Below are 22,012 nucleotides of genomic sequence, written 5' to 3' on the forward strand. Positions count from 1 at the left end.
CCCCAATGTACGGCGGCGGGATCAGGGTTCGTTGGCCATGGCGGCGATCAGGGAGTTGGGACGCATGTCGAGCCAGTGCGATTCCACGTACTGCAGGCAAGCGGTCCGGGTGGCGGCGCCGAAGGCCACCGTCCACCCGCCGGGGACCGCGGCGAAGGTGGGCCAGAGCGAATGTTCGCCCTCGGCGTTGACCAGGACGTAGAACTGGGCGTTCTCGTCGTCGAACGGGTTCGTCATGGGAGTGCCTTTCTGCGCTCGGCGGGGGTACTGAGATCGAGGGCGCCGCTCGGTGTCGCGGGCGAGGCGGTGAGCAGGCCGAGTGCGCGCGCGTAGCGGCGCAGGAGAGCGGCGGCGCAATGGTCGTCGAATCTGTCCGTGCTGTACTCGATTTCGATGCCGAGATGACCGTCGGCGTGGCCGGTGACGATGAAGTGCACACCGTCGGCCACCGGACCGTCGAAGTACATCGGGGTGAGTTCCAGGCCGGGGACGCCGAAGGATTCGGCGCCGGTGTCGAGGTAGCTCAGGGTGACCGCGCCGAGCGGCCCGGTCAGCGCGCACGATTCACTGGTCGCGGCGGCGGACGAGGCGACCATGGGATCTGGTTCGGCACAGAGGATTTCGGCGAGCGAGCCGCCGAGCTCGGTGCTGCCGGACTGCCACGCGAGCAGTACCGTCATCGCCGCACGCACCACCGCGAAGGGCGGCACGGCGTGTACCCGGGACAGTTCGGTGACCCGGCTGCCGACCCCGGCGCCCACCCTCGCCCGCATGCTCGCGCCGCGGCCGAGCACCGATGCCCGCGTGTCGGGCCGGGTCGTGTCGGCGCCGAGGCGAACCAGCGCCGCCGCGGTGCCGTCGATCTCCCAGCGGGCGCGCTCGCCGGTGCGGAACATGCGCTCGCCGGGGATGCCGAACGGATTGGCGACGAAACAGTCGGCGGTGGCGACCGGATCGTCGCGGTATCCGCGCGCCAGTTGCGCGCCGGACAGGTACAGCTCGCCCGCGACCCCGGGGCTGGTCGGCCGCAGGGCCGGGTCGAGGACGTAGACCCGCCGGTTCCATTCACGGACCCGCACCGCGGGCGGCTCGGGGGTGTCGGCGCGCGGCGCCGCCGGATAGGTGAGGGTGACGGTGGCCTCGGCCCTGCCGTAGTCGTGGTGCAGCCGGGCGCCGGTCACCGCGCCGAACGCGCGCACCTCGGCGGCCGACAGCGGGGCACCGAGCACGACCACACTGCGCAGCGAACCGATCTCGGCGCACAGTCCCATGCCGTCGACGTACTCGGTGAACGCCGACAGTCGCGGCGGGGTGAATTCGGCGGCGGTGACGCCGTAGTCGGCGATCAGGCGGGTCAACCGCACCGGATCAGGGGGTTCGGTGAGCACGACCGTGGCGCCCACCCGCAGCGGCAGCACATAGCCGTGCCAGTCGGTGACCGCGCCGATCTCGGCCTGGTGCAGGTACACGTCGCGGCCGGTGAAGCCGTGCCTGCCCTGGATGCCGGTCAGGCGATGCACCGCGGCGACGTGGCTGATCGTGATGCCGTGGGTGGCGCCGTGCGGATAGAGCACGAACGCCGGATGCTGCGGCAGGACCGGGGCACGGCGTTCCGACCTGGCGATCGGCTCGTCGGAGTAGTCGCCGAGGCGCACCGCGTCGAGAACCACGGCCGGAATGTCGTATCCGGCGCCGTGATCGCGCACGGTGAGCACCAGCGCGGGGTTCGCGACGGGCGGCAGCGGTCCCGGTGTGTCGACAGGTACGACGGCACCGCCCGCCTTGAGCACGGCGTAGATCCCCACGATCTGTTCGATCGAGCGTGGAATGTCCACCAGCACGGCGGATTCCGGCCCGATCCCGAGCGCGGTCAGATGCCTGGCGAGCTGGTTGGTGCGGCGATCCAGGTCACCGTAGGTGATGATCGAGGCCGCGTCACCCGCGCCGGGGGCGTACACGACCGCCGGGTCGAAAGGGGTGGCGGCGGCCTGCGCTTCGAACTCGTCGAGCAGCAGTTCCCCTGGCAGCCCGCCGCGCCGCGGTGCTTCGGCCGGCGCGCGATCGTCGACGCGGCCGACGAATTCGAGCTCCGCGGTCCAGGTGTCGCCGGGCGGCCGGCGGCGGACGAGGTCGCCGGTGGCGAACATCCGGTCGTCGACCGGGCCGATCGGGTTGGCCAGGAAGGTCGCCGCAGTGGCCTGCCTGCCGAGGTAGCCGCGAGCCAGTTGCACGCCGGAGACGTAGAGTTCGCCGACTTCCCCGTCTGGCACGGGGCGCAGGTGTTCGTCGAGCACGAGCAGGTCGACGTCGTCGGCGGCGCAGCCGAGCGGCACCACCTCGAGATCGGCGCCGGTGACCTCGTGCGCCACCACCTCCCCCGCCGTCTCCGGCCTGCCGTAGACGTGCCACAGGGTCGCGCCGCTCACCGCGCGCAGGGCCGCCGCGGTCCGCGCCGGCAGGGGCGCGCCGCAGCTCAGAACCACGCGCAGTGAGTCGAGGCGCTCCTCCGCGTCGGGCAGCTCGACCAGGTCGGCGAGCTCGTCCGGCGCGAAACAGGCTGCGGTGACACCGGTTTCGGCGATCGTGCGGGAGAGGGAGTCGTTCGTCGGGAGGACGAGGGTGGCGCCGGTCTGCAGGGCGAGCAGGAGCTCACCCACCGTCGCCTGGGTTGTCAGCGGCGCGTGCCAGAGCACGGAATCGCCGGGGCCGATGCCGCAGAGTCGTTGCCGCCACACCGCATTGGCCTGTGCGGCGCGGTGGCCGACGACCACCGCGCTCGCCCCGGCGACGTCGACGACCAGGTAGGCGGGGTTGTCGGCCGACGGACCCGGCAGGTCCTCGGCGGACAGGTCGACGGCCGTGCCGACGCGCAGCACCGGGACGCCGTGCGGGTGCGGCGCGTCCGGCCCGGTGACGACCAGGACCGGTGCGGCCAGTGAAACGGTGCGCTGCCGCACCTCGGCGGGCGCGTCGGGGTCGAGCAGGACGAAGGCGCCACCGGCGGTGATCACCGCGTGGACGGCGACGACCAGGTCCACCGAGCGGGGCAGCGACACGGCGACGGTGGTCTCCGGCCCGACGCCACGCGCGACCAGCCGGACCGCCAGCGCGTCGGCGCGCGCCCCGAGTTCGCCGTAGGTCAGCTCGGTGTCGCCCTCGCGCACCGCGATGGCGTCCGGGTCCTGCCGGACCAGGGTGGTGAACGCGGCGAGCAGGGTCGCCGGGTCACGCCGGCGTTCGTTCGTCTGGTCATCCAGCAGCGCGTCGATCGAGACCGCGGCCGTGACCGAATCCGTGTGCGACATCAGAGTTGTCCTTCCGAGTCGTCAGCCGACCCCGACCCGGCGATCACCGCGGCGGCATCGGTCACCAGTGTGTGCAAAGTGGTGGTGAGTCCGGACGCGCCGAGGGCCGCGAGCACACCGGGGACCAGCCCGGCCAGTGCGACGTTCACCAGCGCTTCGGGTTTCATCGCGGCGCCCATCGCCTTGCCCACCGCGGTGAGCTTGGCGTCGAGGGTCGCGAACGAGATGGCGTGCTCGCCGTGGGTGAAGGCCACGGTCGCCGGCGCGAGCCGAGCCGCCGAGCCGACGAGGCCCGGGAGATCGGCGATGGTGTAGTCGCGGGGGCGCGGGGTCTGTTCCGCGTCCGTGCGTACGTCGATGGCCCGCACCACCACGGCCGGATCGGCCGCGACGGCCACGAGGACCTTGCGGAACCGCTCGGCCATGATGCGAACCGTGCTCTCGTCGAAAAGGTCGGTGGCGTAGCCGAAGTGCAGGTCAAGGCCGTCGAGGCGGCCGTCGTCGGCGTAGCGCTGGAGGGCGGTCAGGTGCAGGTCGAACTTGGCTTCGGTCAGGCCCGGGTCCAGGATGCCCACCCGTAGACCGGGTAGGTCGACGGTGCCGGGTGGCATGTTCTGGAAGGTGAGCATCACCTGGAACAGCGGGGTGTAGGCACCGGAGCGGGCCAGCCCCATGGCGTCGACGACCTGCTCGAACGGGACGTCGGCGTGCGCGAGCGCGGCGAGGTCGCGACGCTTGGCCTGGGCGAGCAGATCGGTGAACGGCGCCCGGGAATCGACCTCGGTCCGCAACGCGACGGTGTTGACGAACATGCCGACCAGGTCGTCGAGTTCGCGGGCGCCGCGCCCGGCCACCGGGGCGCCGATCGTGATGTCGGCGGAGCCGGACTGCTTGGCCAGCAGGACCGCCAGCGCACTGTGCACCACGGTGAACAGGGTGGTGCCGTTGGCGCGGGCGACCTCGTCCAGCCGCCGCGTCAGGTCGCCGTCGATCGCGAATTCGACCGCAGCGCCGCGCATCTCACGCCGCGTGGCCCGTGGTCGATCGGTCGGCAGGGCGAGTAGCTCCGGCGCACCGGACAATTCGCGGGTCCAGTAGGCCAGCTGCTGGTTCAGCACGCTGTCCGGGTCGTCCTCGGTGCCGAGCAGTTCGTGCTGCCAGACACTGAAGTCGCTGTACTGGATATCCAGCGGCGCCCAGCCGGGATCGCAGCCGGCGGCACGATCGGTGTAGGCGCGCACCAGGTCCCGCGTCAGCGGTGCGATCGAGTAGCCGTCAGCGCTGATGTGATGGACCACGACGACCAGGACATGCTCGGCCGCAGCGTGGTCCGGTCCCTCGATATCCGCGGCGACGCGGTACAGGGCGACGCGGACCGGGGGTGCCGCGGTGATGTCGAAGGGCTGGGCGACCAGGGCCGCGATCCTGGCCTCGATGTCATCGGGGGCGACCGGGATCGGGCTGAGCTCCATGGCGGCCGACCAGGCGGGCAGCACCTGCTGGACCGGGCCCGACGGGGTGTCGGGGTACCGGGTGCGCAGTGTCTCGTGCCGGGCCAGCAGGTCGGCGACGGCCGCCTGCAGCGCGGGCAGGTCGAGATCGCCGGTGAGCCGGAGGGCGGCCGGGATGTGGTAGGCCGCCGAACTGGGCGCGAGCTGGTGCAGCACCCACATGCGCTGCTGGGCGGGCGAGAGGACCGCCGGTCCGTCACCGGTGCGCCGGGTCAGGGGCGGGCGGGCGGCGGAGCGGTCCGCCGAGCCGAGTCGCTCGGCGAGCGCGCCCACGGTCGGGGCCTCGAAGACCGCGGCCACCGGGACCTGCGCGGCCAGCGCGGCACCGAGCCGGGCAGCCAGCCGGGTGGCCATGAGCGAATTGCCGCCGAGAGCGAAGAAGTCGTCGTCGAGACCGACACTCCCGCAGCCGATCACCTCGGTGAACGTCCGCGCCACCAGCTGTTCGGCGGCCGTCACGGGGGCACGGAACGCCGCCTCCGCGAACTCCGGTTCCGGCAGCCGCGCGCGGTCGACCTTGCCGTTGACATTGAGCGGCAACGCGTCCAGCACGACCACGGCGGCGGGCACCATGTAGGCGGGCAGTGCGGCCGCGAGCTCCGCCCGCAGCCCGGCGGCGATCGCCGGTTCGTCGCCGGGAACCAGGTCGGCGACGGCCGCGTACGCGATCAGCCGTGTACCCGCGTGCTCATCGGCCCTGGCGAGCGCCACCGCTGCCCGCACATTCGCGCAGCGCAGCAGGGCCGTCTCGACCTCGCCCAGCTCGATCCGGAATCCACCGATCTTCACCTGGAAGTCGGCGCGCTCCAGATACTCGAGCGTCCCGTCGGCTCGCCAGCGCACGATGTCACCCGTGCGGTACATCCGGGAACCGTGAGCGTGCGGCCGCTCGGCACCGACCACAGCGCCACTACGATCGGCTGCCGCCGCGAACGGGTTGGCGACGAAGCGGTCGGCGGTGAGGGCTCGGCGGCCGTGGTAGCCGCGGGCCAGCTGGTCACCGGCCAGGTACAGCTCGCCGGCCACACCGATGGGTACCGGGCGCAGTCGGGCGTCGAGGACGTAGACGGCGCTGTTCCAGGCTGGGCCGCCGATCGGCACCACGTGCGCGGGCGCCCGCGTGACTTCGTGTTCGGTGATCGAGACCGCCGCCTCGGTCGGCCCGTACAGGTTGTGCAGGTGGGCGCTGGTACCACTGGCGAGGAACTCGGCAGCGGTGGCCGCGGGTAGCGCCTCGCCGATGGCGAGCACGGCGCGCAGCGAATCCGGCAGTGCCGGTGTCGCTTCGGACGCGAGCAGCATGCCGATCAGCGAGGGCACCGCGTGCAGCACGGTGACACCGTGTCGGGTCATCGTGGCCCGCAGCCGGTCCGGGTCGCGCTCGTCGCCGGGCCTGGTGACGATCAACGCCCCGCCGGAGGTCAGCGGAGACCAGAATTCCCATACCGACAGGTCGAAGGTCGCGGGGGTCTTCAGCAGGACACGATCGGCCCCGGTCACGGTGAAGCGCTCGGTCAGCCAGGCCAGCTGGTTGACGATCGCCGCGTGCGGCACGGTGACGCCCTTGGGCCGACCGGTCGAGCCGGAGGTGAAGATCACGTACGCGGGGTGCTCGGGCCGCAGCGGCGCCAGCCGTTCCGCATCGGCGACCGGCTCGTTCGAAAGCTCCTCCAGCGCAGTGTGATCCAGGTGGAACACCGGCACGTCGACGGCGATCGGGAGACCATCCGCGGCCGTGGTGAGCACGCACCGAGGCGCGGCGGTCGCCACGATGTAGGCGATCCGGTCCACGGGATGGTCCGGGTCGATCGGCACGTAGGCGCCGCCGGCCCGCACCACCGCGTGCATCGCGATGACGAGGTCGAGGCCGCGTCGCATGGCCAGCACGACGGTGGTTTCCGGACCGACGCCCTCGGCGATCAGCAGCCTGGCGATCCGGTTGACGCGGGCGTCGAATGCCGCGTAGTCGAGGGCGGCGCCGGTCTCGGCGTCCACCAGCGCGAGCGCGTCCGGGGTCAGCGCGGCCTGCCGCGCGCCGAGATCCGACAGTGTCGCCGGCGCGACGGGCTGCGCGGTGGCATTCCAGGTCTCGAGCACGAGCGAACGCTCCGCACCGAGCAGATCGAGGTCACCGACCACGGTTTCCGGTGCGGTGGTGACGGATTCGAGAATGCGCCGCAGCTGCCCGACGAACCGTTCGGCGGTGTCCGCGTCGAACAGGTCGGTCGCGTAGCCCAGCGCCAGCTCGATGCCCGCCGGCGCGCCGTCGGCGTCGTAGTGGTCGAGCGCGAACAGATGCAGATCGAATTGGGCCACGCCGGAATCGAATTCGATATCCGTCACGGTCAGGCCGGGCAGCGCGAGCTGGGCGCGTTCGTGGTTCTGGAACGAGTAGCCCACCTGGAACAGCGGATGCCGGGCGGTCGAACGCGCCGGGTTGAGTACCTCGACCAACCGCTCGAACGGCACGTCGGCGTGGGAGAGGGCGGCGATATCGACGGCGCGCGCGGCGCCGAGCAGCTCGGTGAACGGCGCGTCGGCCGCGACCGGTGTGCGCAGCACCAGCGTGTTGACGAACATGCCGATGACCTCGTCGAGCTCGGCCTCACCGCGACCGGCGACGGGGGTGCCGACGGCGATGTCGGCGGTGCCGGAGAGGCGGGCGAGCAGGGCGGCGAAGGCCGCGTGCACCACCATGAACAGGGTGGCGCCGGCCCCGCGACCGAGAGCGATCAGTGCGGCGTGCAGCTCGGCGTCGACGGTGAAGCTCACCTTGTCGCCGCGCAGGCTCTGCCGGGCCGGACGCGGCCGGTCGGTCGGCAGGGTCAGCTGGTCGGGCAGGCCGGCCAGCTGCTTCTGCCAGTAGGCGACCTGCTCGGCGGCGACGGATTCCGGATCGGCTTCGTCACCGAGCAGTTCGCGCTGCCACAGCGCGTAGTCGGCGAACTGGACGGCGGGCGGGGCCCAGCAGGGCGCCGTATCGGCCAGGCGCGCCGTGTAGGCGCGCATAAGGTCGGCGACGAACGGTCCGACCGAGGAACCGTCGGCGGCGATGTGGTGCAGCACCGCGGCGAGCACGAAGTCGCCGGTGCCTGTGGGTGCCGCCGCAGCGCCGTCGGTCACCTGGAACAGCCGCAGCCGCACCGGGATCTCGGTGGTGACGTCGAAGGTCGTCGCGGCCAGCGCCCGGATCGCCCCCGGCAGCTCCGCCTCGGTGACCACGGTCGCGGTGAGCGACGGAACCGCCTGTGCGACCGGCAAGATCACCTGCACGGGCAGGCCGTCGTCGGCGGAGCTGATGCCCGCCGACCCGACCTCGATCGCAGGCACGTCGCGGGCGTCCTCGGCCCCCTCGGCCACCGGGTACACCGTGCGCAGCGATTCGTGGCGCGCGACCAGATCGGCGACCGCCGCCTGCAACGCGGGAACATCGAGCTCACCGGAGAGTCGCAGCGCGAACGGGATGTTGTAGGCCACCGACTCCCGGTCGAAGCGGTTGAGGAACCACATCCGCTGCTGTGCGGGCGAGAGCGGCAGGCGTGCGGGCCTGGCCCGGCCGACCAGCGGCGGCCGATCGGCCTTCGCCGTGTTCTCGACGACAGCGGCCAGCTCGGCGACGCGCGGCGCCTCGAACAAGGTGCGCACCCCGACCTGCCGGTCCAGTGCGGTGCCGATCCGCGCGACGGCTTTGGCGGCGAGCAGCGAGCTGCCGCCGAGGGCGAAGAAGTCGTCATCGGCACCGACGGGCCGCTCGCCGACCCCGAGCACCTCGGCGAACACGGCCGCGATGATCTCCTCGGTCACCGTGGCGGGCTTGCGGTAGGTGGTGGTCTCGAAGACCGGGGCGGGCAGCGCGGCCCGGTCCAGCTTGCCGTTGACGGTGAGCGGAATGCGCTCGACGGAAACCACCGCGGCGGGCAGCATGTGCTCGGGCAGCGTGCGGGCCAGTTCCTTACGCAGCGCCGCGGTGTCGACGCGGCCGGTGTCCGGCCCGGCGACCAGGTAGGCCACGATGCGTGGCTCGTCGACGAGGTCGGTGCGCACCAGGACCGCCGCCTCGCGGGGCGCCACCGAGCTGGCGAGCAGGGCCGCCTCGATCTCGCCGAGTTCGATCCGGAAGCCGCGCAGGTTGACCTGCTGATCGGCGCGGCCCAGGTATTCGAGTTCGCCGTCGGCGGTCCAGCGCGCCAGATCACCGGAACGGTAGGTGCGGGTGCCGGGCGGGCCGTACGGGTCGGCGACGAAGCGGCTCGCGGTCAGGTCGGACCGACCGAGGTAGCCGCGCGCCAATTGCGCACCGGAGACATAGATTTCGCCGGGCACGCCGACCGGAACGGGCCGCAGCCGCGAATCCAGCACGCGCACGGTCAATCCCGCGAGCGGCCCGCCGATCACGCTGGCCGAGCCGGTGGCCGGGGTGATCTCCCGGTAGGAGGCGTGCACCGTGGTCTCGGTGATGCCGTACATGTTCACCAGCCGGGGCGAGTCCGGGTAGCGGGCGAACCAGCCGGCCAGGCGCTGTGGTTCCAGCGCCTCGCCGCCGAAGATCACGGTGCGGAGGGCGTAGGCGGCCGGCTCGGCGGCGAGGTCGGCGGCGACGAGCTGGTAGAAGGCCGAGGGCGTCTGGTTGAGCACCGTCACCCGCCGGGTGCGGAGCAGCTCGCGGAACTGCTCGGGCGAGCGCGAGGTGAAGTAGTCGACGAGCACGACCGAACCGCCGTGCAGCAGGGCTCCCCACAGCTCCCACACCGAGAAGTCGAAGGCGTAGGAGTGGAACAGCGTCCACACGTCCGAGGGTCCGAAGCCGAAGTGGCGGGCGCTGTTGTCCAGCAGCGCGAGCACATTCGCGTGTGGCACGGCCACGCCCTTGGGGCGCCCGGTGGAGCCGGAGGTGTAGATGACATAGGCCGTGTTCGCGGGACGCAGCGGCGCGCGCCGATCCGCGGCGGTCAGTGCGGTATCGGCGAATCCGTCGAGGTTGTCGGCGGCGGGGTCGAGCACCGGGCCGCCGAACCAGTCACGGGGCAGACCGGTCTCGGCGTTGGCGATCGCGCACAGCGGCCGCGCGTCGTCGAGTAGATATTCGATGCGGTCGGCCGGGTAGTTCGGGTCGATCGGCAGGTAGCCGCCGCCCGCCTTCAGCACCGCCAGCAGCGCGACGACGAGCTCGGTCCTGCGCGGCAGGGCGACCGCGACCAGGCTCTCCGGGCCGACACCGGCGCCGACGAGGCGCCGGGCCAGCCGGTTGGACCAGGCGTCGAGTTCGCCGTAGGTGAGGACGGAGTCGTCCACGGTCACCGCCACGGCTTCCGGTGCGGCGGCCGCGACGCGGGCGAAGCGGTCGAGCACGGTCTCGGCGCCCACGGCCACCGACTCGCCGATGGTGGCCCAGTCGTGCAGTGTCCGCTGCTGTTCCTCGGCGCTGAGCAATTGGATGTCACCCACGACAACCGTCGGGTCGGCGACCACGGCCGCGAGGACCTGCGTGAACCGCCGGGCCAGGACGGCGACACTGCTCGCGTCGAACAGGTCGGTGGCGTAGGCGATCTCGATGGACATGCCGTCGGCGCGGCCGTCCACGTCGTCGGCCTCGCGGACGGTGAACTGCAGGTCGAACTTGGCGACGGGGGCGTCGAATTCGACTGGCGTCGCGGTGAGTCCGGCCGCAGTCAGCGCGGGGACGGTGAAGTTCTGCAGGACCAGCGCCACCTGGAACAGGGGGTGGCGATTGCGGGCCCGGGCCGGCTCGACGGCCTCGACGACCTGCTCGAACGGAATGTCGGCGTGTGAGAGGGCGTCGAGGTCTCCCGCGCGCACCGCGTCGAGGGTGGTCTCGAATTCGGCCCTCGGGTCGACCTGGGTGCGCAGCACCAGTGTGTTGACGAACATACCGATCAGGCCGTCGATGGCGGCCTCGCCGCGGCCGGCGACCGGGGTGCCGATGGCGATGTCGCCGCTGCCGGAGAGCCGCGACAGCAGCACGGCCAGTGCCGCGTGCACGGTGCTGAACAGGGTGGCCTCGTGCTTGCGCGCCAGTTCCCGCAACTCGCTGTGCAGGTCGGAGTCGATCTGGAACCGGTGCACGCCACCGCGGAAGCTGGACTCGTCCGGCCGCGGCCGATCGGTCGGCAGCTCCAATTGTTCCGGCAGGCCGGCCAATTCGCGACGCCAGAAGGCCAACTGCGCGTGCGCGAGGGAGGCGGGATCCGCCGCCGCGCCGAGGATCTCGTCCTGCCAGAGGGTGTAGTCCGCGTACTGGACCGGCAGCGGTGCCCACGCGGGGGCGGCGCCGTCGCGACGCGCCGCGTAGGCGGTCATGAGATCGGCGGCCAGCGGGCCGAGGGAGAACCCGTCGGCGGCGATGTGGTGGACGACCAAGACGAGGACGTAATCGTCGTCCACCGCGAACAGCGCCGCGCGCAACGGGATCTCGGCGGTGAGATCGAAGCGCACGGCCGCGCGGGCGAGCAGGCGCGCGGGCAGCTCGGCCGCGGTGACCGGCTCGGGACGCAGCTTGACGGCGACGGTGGCGGCGATCAGCTGTTCGGCTCCGTCGGGCCCGTCCGGGTAGCTGGTGCGCAGGGTCTCATGCCTGCCGATCACGTCGGAGAGCGCCGCTTCGAGGGCGGTCAGGTCGAGGTCACCGGACAGGCGCAGCGCGATCGGGATGTTGTCGACCGCGTCGCCGGGGCCGTCGGCGTCGGCGAGGAAGCGGTTGAGGAACCACATCCGGCGCTGCGCGGCCGACAGCGGAATCCGCTGGGGGCGTTGGCGCGTGGTGAGGGCAACGCGGCCGCTCCCCCGCTGGGCTGCGCACCGGGCCGCGAGCGCGGCGACAGTCGGAGCGTCGAAGAGCGAACGCACCGGCACGTGCGTGTCCAGTGCGGCGCCGAGGCGGGCCGCGACCTGGGTGGCCGTGAGGGAGTTGCCGCCGAGGGCGAAGAAATCGTCGTCGAGGCCGACCTCCCGATCGGCGGGGAAGCCGAGGACCGCCGCGAAGGTGGCGGCCACCGCGCGCTCCACCTCGGTGCCGGGGGCGCGGAACACCGCGGCCTCGAAAACCGGTGCGGGCAGCGACTTCCGGTCGAGCTTGCCGGAGGCGTTGAGCGGAAAGGCGTCCAGGATCACGAACGCGGTGGGCACCATGTAGCCCGGCAGGGCGCCGGCGAGGTCGGCGCGGATCGCGTCGAGGTCGACAGCGACCGGCTCGGGCGTCGTGGTGGCGCGCTCGTCCGCCGACGAGCCGGTCCGTGCCGGAATCAGGTAGCCGACGAGCTGGTCACCGAGGTGCTCGTCGGGACGGACCACGACCACGGCTTGTGCGACGGAAGGCAGTGCGGTGAGCGCGGATTCGATCTCGCCGAGCTCGATGCGCAGCCCGCGCAGCTTCACCTGGAAGTCGGTGCGGCCCAGGTACTCCAGCTCGCCCTCGGCGGTCCAGGCGACGAGGTCGCCCGTGCGGTACATGCGGGCACCCGCGTCGGGCAGGCCGCCGCGTCCGGCGGCGGACTGGTCGAGATGGGTGCCTTCGGTATATCCGGCAGCGGTGAGCGCGAACGGGTCGGCGACGAAACGGTCGGCGGTCAGGTCCGCACGACCCACATAGCCGCGCGCGAGCTGAGCGCCCGCCAGGTACAGCTCACCGGGGACACCGACCGGCACAGGGCGTAGCCGCCCGTCGAGCACGTAGACGCGGGTGTTGTGCACGGGTGCGCCGATCGGCACGGTCAGCACATCGGCATCGCTCACCTCGTGGAAGGTGACGTCGACTGCGGCCTCGGTGGGACCGTACAGATTGTGCACAGCCGTGCCGGTGAGTTCGCGCAGCAGGTGCGCGGGCGCGGGCGGCAGCGCCTCGCCGGAGGCGAACACCATGCGCAGTGTCCGGCAGCGTCCGTGCGCCGAGACGGCGGCGACCGGCGTGTTCCCGCCGAGCGCGTCCACCATCGTGCCGCGCTCCGTGCCGGCGCGGTCCAGTTCGGCGACGAACACCGCCAGCATCGACGGCACGAAGTGGGCGACGGTCACCGACTCCGCGTCGATCAGGTCGGCGAGATAGGCCGGGTCGCGGTGGCCGTCCGGGCGCGCGAGCACCAGGCGGGCACCGATCTGCAAGGGCCAGAAGAACTCCCACACCGACACGTCGAACGTGGCGGGGGTCTTCTGCAGCACGGTGTCGGCGGGGGTCAGGCGGTAGGCGTCCTGCATCCACACCAGGCGGTTGACGATCGCGGCGTGCGAGACCACGACGCCCTTGGGCTTGCCGGTCGAACCGGAGGTGAAGATCAGGTAGGCGGCGTGCGCCGGAGTGAGGGTGGCGAGCCGGTCGGCGTCGGTGATCGGGTCGGCCGGGTAGTCGGCGGTGTCCAGCTGCTCGAGTTCGAGCACCGGCACCGTGGTGCGCAGGTCCAGGGCGTCGTCGGCGCGGGTGAGCACGCAGACCGGCGCCGCGGCCGCGATGACCTCGGTGAGCCGGTCGGCCGGATGGTCCGGATCGAGCGGCACGTACGCGCCGCCCGCGGCCTGCACCGCGTACATGGCCACGACCAGCTCGGTCGACCGGCGCATGCCGAGGGCGACCGTGCGATCGGCGTGCACGCCGATCGAGATCAGCAGGCGGGCCAGTCGATTCACCCGAGCGGCGAACTCGGCGTAGGTGAGCGACTCGCCGTCGAAGGCGAGCGCGACGGCGTCGGGGGTGCGGGCGGCCTGCGCGGCGAACAGCGAGGCCAGGGTCATGGTCTCGCCCACCGGGTAGGCGGTGTCGTTCCAGGTGCGCAGCACCCGGGTGCGCTCGGCGGTGGAGAGCAGGTCGATGTCGCCGATCACGACGTTGGGATCGGCGGACACCGCATCCAGCACCCGCACCAGGCGGGTACCGAAATCCGTGATGGTCGACGCGTCGAACAGGTCGGTGGCGTACTCGATGCGGGCGAGCAGGCCGTCGACGGTGTCGCGGACCGTCAGCTGCAGGTCGAACTTGGCTGTGTGGGTGTCGATCTCGATTTCGGCCGCGGTCAGGCCCGCGAGTTCGAGTTCGGCGCCGGTGTTGTTCTGGAAGTCGAGCATCACCTGGAACAGCGGGTGCCGCGCGGTGGAACGCACCGGGTCGACGGCCTCGACCAGCCGGTCGAAGGTGACCTCGGTGTTGGCGAGGGCGCGCAGGTCACGATCGCGGACCTCGCCGACGAGCTCGGCGAAGGTGGCGCCGGGATCGACCACGGCGCGCAGCACGAGCGTGTTGACGAACATGCCGACCAGCTCGTCCAGCGCCGGATCACCACGCCCGGCGACCGGGGTGCCCACCGAGATGTCCTGCTGCGCGGACAGTTTCGCCAGGGTCGCCGCGAAGGCGGCGTGCAGCACCATGAACAGCGACGCGTTGTGGTCGGCGGCGAGGGCGCGCAGACGCGCGGAGACGCCTGCGGGCACCGTGAAGGCATGCCTGGCGCCGCGACCGGACGCCACAGCGGGTCGCGGGCGATCCGTGGGGAGCGTGAGCAGATCGGGGAGGTCGGCGAGTTCGGTTGTCCAGAAATCGATCTGGCGCGCCATCGGCGAATCCGGATCGTCCTCGGCGCCGAGCACCGCGCGCTGCCACAGGGCGAAGTCGGCGTACTGCACGGGCAGCGGGACCCACTTCGGCGTCGTCCCGGCGTGATGCGCGGCGTAGGGGGCCCATAGGTGGCGGGGCAGCGGCGCCCCCCCCCCCCCCCCGGCGGGGGGGGCGGTGGCCCCCCCCCCCCCCCCCCCCCGCCGCCCCCCCCCCCCGGGGCCCCCGCTGGGCCCGCCCCCCGGCCGGTTCCTGGTCGACGGCGAAGGGAACGGCGGCGACGGCGCGGATCCGGTCGTCGAGCGCGGCCGGGACGATGGGCTCGGGCCGGAGGGTGATCGTCAGCTGTTCGGCGGACAGGATCTGCTGGAACGGAATGCCGTCGACGGCCGGGTAGCGGGTGCGCAGCGCCTCGTGCCTGGCGAAGACGTCGGTCACCGCGGCGGTGAGGGCGGCATGGTCGAGCGCGCCCGTCAACCGGATGGCCGCGGCGATGTTGTCGGCCACCGAATCGCCGTCGAACTGGTTCAGGAACCACATGCGCTGCTGCGCGTACGAGAGCGGAATGCGTTGCGGCCGTTCGGTTGCCACCAGCGGCTGACGGGCAGCGGTTCCGTCGGCGGCGCCGAGCGACTCGGCGAGGCCGGCGACCGTCGACGCGTCGAAGAGCGTCTTGAGCGACACCGTCACCCCGAGCGCGGCACCGAGCCTGGCGACCACCTGCGTGGCGACCAGCGAGTTCCCGCCGAGTGCGAAGAAGTCGTCATCGGCGCCGACCCGTTCGACACCGAGCACCTCACCGAACACCCGTGCCACCACGGCCTCGGTGCCTTCGGCGGGCGCGCGGAACTCCCGTGCCGCGAACACCGGCTCCGGCAGCGCCCGCCGATCGAGCTTGCCGTTCGGCGTGAGGGGCAGCGCGTCCAGCACCACGAACGCCGACGGCACCATGTGCGGTGCGAGCGAGCCGCGCAGACTCTCCGCGAGCGCGTCGACATCCATCTCGACCGCGCCGCGCTCCGGCGAGCCGCTCAGCTCGGCGGCGCCGAGGCCGGGCCCGTGGCAGCTGGGGGCGGCGCCAGGAGTCGAAGCGTGGGCGGTGGCGGCGAAGGTGTCCGGGTCCGTGTCCGAGACGACGGCCGGGCGAGGTGTCCTGGCGTCGGGGACCACGTAGGCGACGAGTTGGTCGCCGCGGTGCGCGTCGGCCCGGACCACGACCACCGCGCGGCGCACCGAGGGCTGGGCCAGCAGGGCGGCTTCGATCTCGCCGAGTTCGATCCGGAAGCCGCGCAGCTTCACCTGGTCGTCGTTGCGGCCCAGGTATTCCAGGGTGCCCTCGGCGGTCCAGCGGACCAGGTCACCCGTGCGGTACATGCGCGCGCCCGGCTCCCACGGGCAGGCGACGAAGCGAGCCGCGGTGAGCTCGGCTCGGCCGTGGTAGCCACGGGCGACCTGTGCGCCGGCCACGTAGAGCTCACCCGCGACACCGGCGGGTACCGGCCGCAGGCGTGCGTCGAGCACCCACTGGGCGATGCCGCGCAGCGGGGTGCCGAGCGTCAACGGGCCGTCGGCGGCGAGCGGGGCGCTGATATTGGTGGCGACCGTCGTCTCGGAGGGGCCGTAGGCATTGACGAACGCGCGTGGCACCGAGCCTTCGGTCCACCGGGCGACCAGATCGGGCGGGCACGCCTCGCCGCCGACCATCACCATCCGCAGGTCGGTGAGCTGTTCGGGATCGAGCACCGAGAGCCCCGACGGGGTCATCAGCGCGTGCGTCACCTTCTCCTCCACCAGCAGGCGCGCCAGCTCGGCACCGACATGGCGGCCGTCCGGCGCGATCACCAGCGTCGCCGCGGAGTTCACCGCGAGCAGCGTCTCCATCACCGAGATGTCGAACGACGGCGAGCCCACCTGCAGCACCCGCGCGTCGAGCGTGCCGAACATCCGCGCGGACTCCTCGGCGGCGAACCCGGCGATACCCGCCTGGGTCACCAGCACGCCCTTGGGCAGGCCGGTCGAACCGGAGGTGTAGATGACGTAGGCCAGGTGCTCGGCGCGCAACGGCCGGTTCCGCTCCGCGTCGGTGACCGCATCGCTGGACCGGGCGGCACACTCGGCCATCAGCTTCAGCTCGTCGAGCACCAGCCACTCGGTCGGTCCCGGCAGCGCCGCCTGGGCGCCGGACACCGTGAGGCCGACGCGCGCACCGGAATCGGTCACCATGTGGGTGATCCGGTCGAGCGGGTAGGCCGGATCGATCGGCAGCCAGGCCGCACCGGCCTTGGCGATGGACCAGACCGCGAGCACCGACTCGATCGAGCGGGGAACGCCCACCGCGACGATCTCATCGGGGCCGACGCCGCTGTCGATGAGTACCCGCGCCAGCCGCGAGGACGCGCGGTCCAGCTCGCGGTAGGTCAGGCTCCGCGCACCGTCGGTGACCGCGACCCGCTCCGGATCGGCGACGACGGCGGCGGCGAGCAGGTCCGGGAGCAGACCGGTGGCGGTGACGGGCCCACCGCGCATGCCGGTGAGCCGGGTGTGTTCGGCGTCGGACAGCAGGGGCAGGTCACCGACCGAGGTCTCCGGCGCGGCCACCGCGGCGGTGAGCAGGCGCACGAAGCGCGCGCCGAACTCGACCATCTCGGCCGCGTCGAACATATCGGTGGCATAGCGGGTGACGGCGTCGATGCCCGCCGGTTCGCCTGCCGCGCCGCGCTTTTCGTCGAGCGTGAGTTGCAGGTCGAACTTGGCGATGTCGAGGTCGAGCTCGTGCACCGACACCGGCGCACCGCCGAGATCGAAGGTGGTGTCGAGGGCAGCCTGGAAGTTCAGCGCCACCTGGAACAGCGGATGCCTGGCCTGCGAACGCGCCGGGTTGACCACCTCGACGAGGCGGTCGAAGGGAACGGTGGCGTGCGCGAAGGCGGCGAGGTCGACCTCGCGGGTGTGCTCGAGCGTCGCGGCGAAGCTCGCGGCCGGGTCGATCTCGGTGCGCAACACGAGGGTGTTGACGAACATGCCGATCAGCTCGTCGACGGCCCGGTCGCCGCGCCCGGCGACACCGGTGCCGATCGCGATGTCGGTGGTGCCGCTGAGCCGGGCAAGCAGCACGGCGAGCGCGGTGTGCAGCACCATGAACAGCGACGTGCCCGCCCGGTTGGCGAGGTCGGTCAGCCGCCGGTGCAGGACGGCGTCGACGGCGAAGCCGACGTTCGCGCCCCGCATGCTCGACACCACCGGGCGTGGTCGCGCCGACGGCAGGTCGAGCTGGTCGGGCAGCCCCGCCAGCGTCCGCTCCCAGAACGCGATCTCCCGCGCGGCCAGCGACCGCGGATCGGTGTCGGCACCGAGCAGTTCCCGCTGCCACAGGGCGTAATCGGCGTACTGCACGCTCAGCGGCGCCCACTGCTGTTCGGTACCGGCGGTCTCGGCCTGATAGGCGGTCAACACGTCGCGGATCAGCACCCGCAGCGACACCCCGTCCGCCGCGATGTGATGCAGGACGACGGCCAGGGCGTACTCCCGCACCGGCGATCCACCGGTCGCGGTCGTCGGCCGGCCCATCGAGTCGTCACTGTCCGCGACGTCGGCCACAGCCGCGGGGCGGGTAACCGCGAGCGCCACAACCGAATCGGGGGTCTGCTCCGGCGCGGTCGAGCCCGCTACCGGCGCCGCACTCGAGCCCGCGTCGATCCGTCCCGCGTCGCGCACCGCGAAGAGGCGGGCGCGGAAGGGCACCTCGTGTTCGAGATCGAAACCGGCGCCGGCGAATTCGGCGAGCGCCGAGTCGAGGCGGAGGGCATCGATCTCGGTCACGTCGCCGATCCGAATCGAGCCGACGGGTCGCACGATCTGCTCGGCGACTTCCCCACCGTGCGCGTGCACGGCGGGAAACACCGTGCGCAACGCCTCGTGGCGGTCGACGACGGCGGCCAGGGCGGCGATGAGCGCGCCGACGTCGGCGGTGCCGGGCAGGCGCACCACGAACGGCATGTTGTAGCCGGGCGCGGTGGGATCGAACCGGTTCAGGAACCAGATGCGTTGCTGCGCGGGCGAAAGCGGAACGAGCGCGGGCCGCGGCCGGGCGGCGAGCACCGGCAGCGCGGCGGGCGCGCCTGCGCCGTCGGCGATCGCGGCGGCCAACCGGGCGGGGGTCGTCGCGCCGAACAGGTCGCGTACCCCGAGCCGGCAGCCGAGGTCGGCGCCGAGGCGGGCGGCGACCTGGGTGGCGACCAGGCTGTTGCCGCCGAGGGCGAAGAAGTCGTCGTCGCGGCCGACCCGATCGAGCCCGAGGACCTCACCGAACACCCGGGCCACGGCCTGTTCCACCGGCCCGGCGGGCTCGGCGTAGGCGACCACGGTCCGCGCCGGCGCGGGCAGCGCCCTGCGGTCGAGCTTGCCGGAGGCGTTCACCGGCAGCGCGTCGAGCAGGACGAACGCGGCGGGCACCATGTAGGCGGGCAGGGCGCGCAGCGCCGCTTCCCGCAGCCGCGCCACCGCGACCGCGCCCGGCTCGGACTCCACGACATAGGCGACGAGCTGCTCGCCGACGCCCGCGTCGTCGCGGACGACGACCACGGCGCGCGCCGCGCCCTCGACGCCCTCGAGCACCGCCTCGATCTCGCCGAGCTCGATCCGCAGACCGCGCAGCTTCACCTGGAAGTCGGTGCGCCCCAGGTATTCCAGCTCACCGTTGGTGGACCAGCGCACCAGGTCACCGGTTCGGTACATGCGCGCGCCCGGGTCGTCCGGGTCGGCGACGAAACGTCCCGCGGTGAGTTCGGGCCGTGCGACGTAACCCCGGGCGAGCTGTACCCCCGACAGATACAGCTCACCCGGAGCCCCGACCGGCACCGGCCGCAGCCGCGAGTCGAGAACATGGAGCCGGGTGTTGAACACCGGCGCACCGATCGGCACTGTAGTCCGGTCCGCGTCGGTCACCTCATGGAAGGTGACATCGACCGCGGCCTCGGTGGGGCCGTAGAGGTTGTGCAGGCGGGCGCCGGTCAGCAGGCGCAACCGCTGAGCCGAGGCGGCGGGCAGCGCCTCACCCGAGGCGAAGACCAGCCGCAGCGAGCCGCGCTCCGCGATCTCCTGCTGGGCGAGAAAGGAATCCAGCATCGACGGCACGAAATGCGCGACGGTGACGCCGTATTCGGTGATCACGCGGCGCAGGTAGGCGGGATCGCGATGCCCGTCCGGTTCCGCGAGCAGCAGCGCGGCGCCGATCTGCAAGGGCCAGAAGAACTCCCACACCGACACGTCGAAGGTCATCGGCGTCTTCTGCAGCACCACGTCGACCCCGTGCAGCCGGTAGGTCCGCTGCATCCACACCAGCCGGTTGACGATCGCGGCGTGCTCGACGGCGACCCCCTTGGGCAGTCCGGTCGAGCCGGAGGTGAAGATCACGTAGGCGGGATGCCCCGGCCGCAGCGGTACCGTGCGCTCGGCGTCGGCGAGCGGGGTGTCGGCGAATTCGGCGAGATCGACGGCATCGATCGCCAGCACCGGCAGCGCTTCGGCGCCTGGAGCGCCGTCCGCCGTGGTGGTGAGCACGACCGCGGGCGCCGCGGTGGCGAGGATGTGCGCGGTGCGCTCGGCCGGATGATCCGGGTCGAGCGGCACGTACGCGGCGCCCGCCGCGAGCACGGCGTACATGGCGACGACCAGCTCCGGCGAGCGCCGAATGCTCAGCGCCACCAGCGTTTCCGGGCCGATGCCGTCGGCGCGCAGCCGCCGCGCCAGCCGGTGCGCGCGGCGCGCGAGCTCGCGGTAGGTCAGCGTCGCGGTGTCGTCGCCCGCCATCCGCACCGCGACGGCATCGGGCGTGCGCGCGAGCTGGGCCTCGAACAGCGCGGGCAGGGTGGCCGCCGCCACGTCGCGCTCGGCGAGCGCGGCGGCGACGTCGAAGCCGGTGGCGTTCCAGATCTTCGTGCTGACCTGCAGCTCCAGTTCGGTCGCCACCTCGATCGCGCCGATCGGCGTGCTCAGATCGGCGGCCGCGAGCCGCTCCAGGAAGCCGAGGAATCTGGCGTGGTGACGGGCCAGGGTGTCGGCGTCGTAGAGGTTGGGATTGGCCTCGAAGTCGACATGCACGCGGTCGCGGTCGCCGTAGTAGACGTTGAGGCTCAGGTCCTCGATCGGCCCGGTCGAGAGCACCCGGTAGCGGCCGGTGGTGGTGCCGAGGGTCAGATCGCGCTTGAACAGCATGAAGTTGGCGAGCGGGCCGAACAGCGCGCGGCGGGCCGGACGGCCGTCGTCCTCGGCATCGCGGCGGATGTCCTCGGCGCGGTACCGCTGGTGCCGCAGCGCGCCCGCCACCTCGACGCGCGCCGCGCGCAGGAGCTCGCCCCAGGTCGTCGGCGCGCCGGCCGCGCCGGTCGGCAGCCGCAGCGGCACGATATTGGACAGCATGCCCGCCGAGCGCCGCATCACCGCCGTGGTGCGGGCGGTGACGGGCAGACTCAGCACCGCGTCCGGCCGGTCGGTGAGCCTGCCCAGGTAGGCCGCGAAGGCGGCGAGCAGTACGGCGGCGATGGTCGAATCATCGCTGGCGGCAATGGTTTCCAGGCGGTCGACCAGCTGTTCGGAGAGCCGGCCGCCGGTCACCAGATTGATCGCGGCGCGCGGCGCGGTCCGGCTGTCCAGGCCGGTCGGGCTGTCGAGCCCGGCGATCCGCTGCGCCCAGTGCGCGCGGTCGTTGTCGAAGCGGGTGCTCTCGCGGTATCGCCGCTCCCCCTCGACCAGTTCGGCCAGGTCGCCCGGCATGAGCTCGGGCGGCTCCGTGCCGAGCACGCGGGCGGTGTAGAGCTCGGCGATCCGCTGGGAATTGGCGAAGGCGCCGTAGCCGTCCAGCACGATGTGATGTCCGCGTAGGTACCAGAACCAGCGCCGTTCCCCCACCCGGAGCACCGCGCCTGCCACGAGACGGTCGGTGAGCAGATCGAGCGGGGCACCGAACTCCGCGCGCATCCATTCGTGCGCGGCCGCGATCGGGTCGTCGTGGTGGCGCAGGTCGATCAGCGGCAGCTCGGTCTCGACCGGAATGCTGTGGTCGACGATCTGGAACGGGACGCCGTCGGTCTCACCGATGCGCACCAGCGGAGACCCGTAGGAATGCGCCGCTTCGGCCGTAACCTGCTGCAGCACAGCGGCATCCAGCTCGCCGCTGATGTCGACGTACTGCGCGATGGTGATCGGGACCTCAGGGTCGAGCAGCTGTGCGTACCAGACACCCAGCTGGGCGGGGGTCAGCGGGAACGGCACCGATGTCGCGTCGACGACCTCCGCGTCCTGCGGTCGCGCGCTGAACCCACCCAACTCCGTACCGTGCACCAGAGCCTCCTCGAATCGCTAAAGAACAGCAGCGCGAACGTTTTTCGGGCAGCACGAAGACACCTCGAGTTCTTCGTGGTCCGAGAAATTCGCTATGAGCGCAGTGGGCGCGACGCCGCACTCGCGCAGGATCCCCGACAGATCATGTGGACGAGAGCGACGACCCGGCAGGGCCGTCGATGCCTAGCTTGTGATCGTTCCTCCAACATCGCGGCCGCGGCGCATACCCGGCGCCCCGGCTTTGTCAGTTACATCACATGGATGCTGTCCATGTGATGCAGACACTAGGCCCTCGGTTAATAAAA

The 22,012-nt window shown here is 72.3% G+C and carries 3 protein-coding genes and 1 pseudogene; all 4 read right to left on the reverse strand.

Annotated features, from left to right (window positions below):
- Positions 1-21: 21 nt before the first annotated feature.
- A complete protein-coding gene (locus tag QH270_RS17725) occupies positions 22-237 on the reverse strand; it encodes an MbtH family protein (protein ID WP_110039650.1) in 216 nt (71 codons plus the stop codon).
- Positions 234-3,305, reverse strand: a complete 3,072-nt coding sequence (locus QH270_RS17730; RefSeq protein ID WP_280343592.1) for an AMP-binding protein — start codon at positions 3,303-3,305, stop codon at positions 234-236. Before QH270_RS17730 ends, QH270_RS17725 begins: the two co-directional genes overlap by 4 nt.
- Complete coding sequence (locus tag QH270_RS17735) at positions 3,305-14,440, reverse strand: non-ribosomal peptide synthetase (RefSeq protein ID WP_280343595.1); 11,136 nt, start codon at positions 14,438-14,440, stop codon at positions 3,305-3,307. The genes QH270_RS17730 and QH270_RS17735 overlap by 1 nt, the downstream gene beginning before the upstream one ends.
- 307 nt (positions 14,441-14,747) lie before the next feature.
- A pseudogene (locus QH270_RS17740) lies at positions 14,748-21,707 on the reverse strand (amino acid adenylation domain-containing protein); the annotation flags it as partial.
- Positions 21,708-22,012: the final 305 nt, after the last annotated feature.

Source organism: Nocardia neocaledoniensis (assembly GCF_029868625.1).
In the GTDB taxonomy this organism is placed as follows: domain Bacteria; phylum Actinomycetota; class Actinomycetes; order Mycobacteriales; family Mycobacteriaceae; genus Nocardia; species Nocardia neocaledoniensis_A.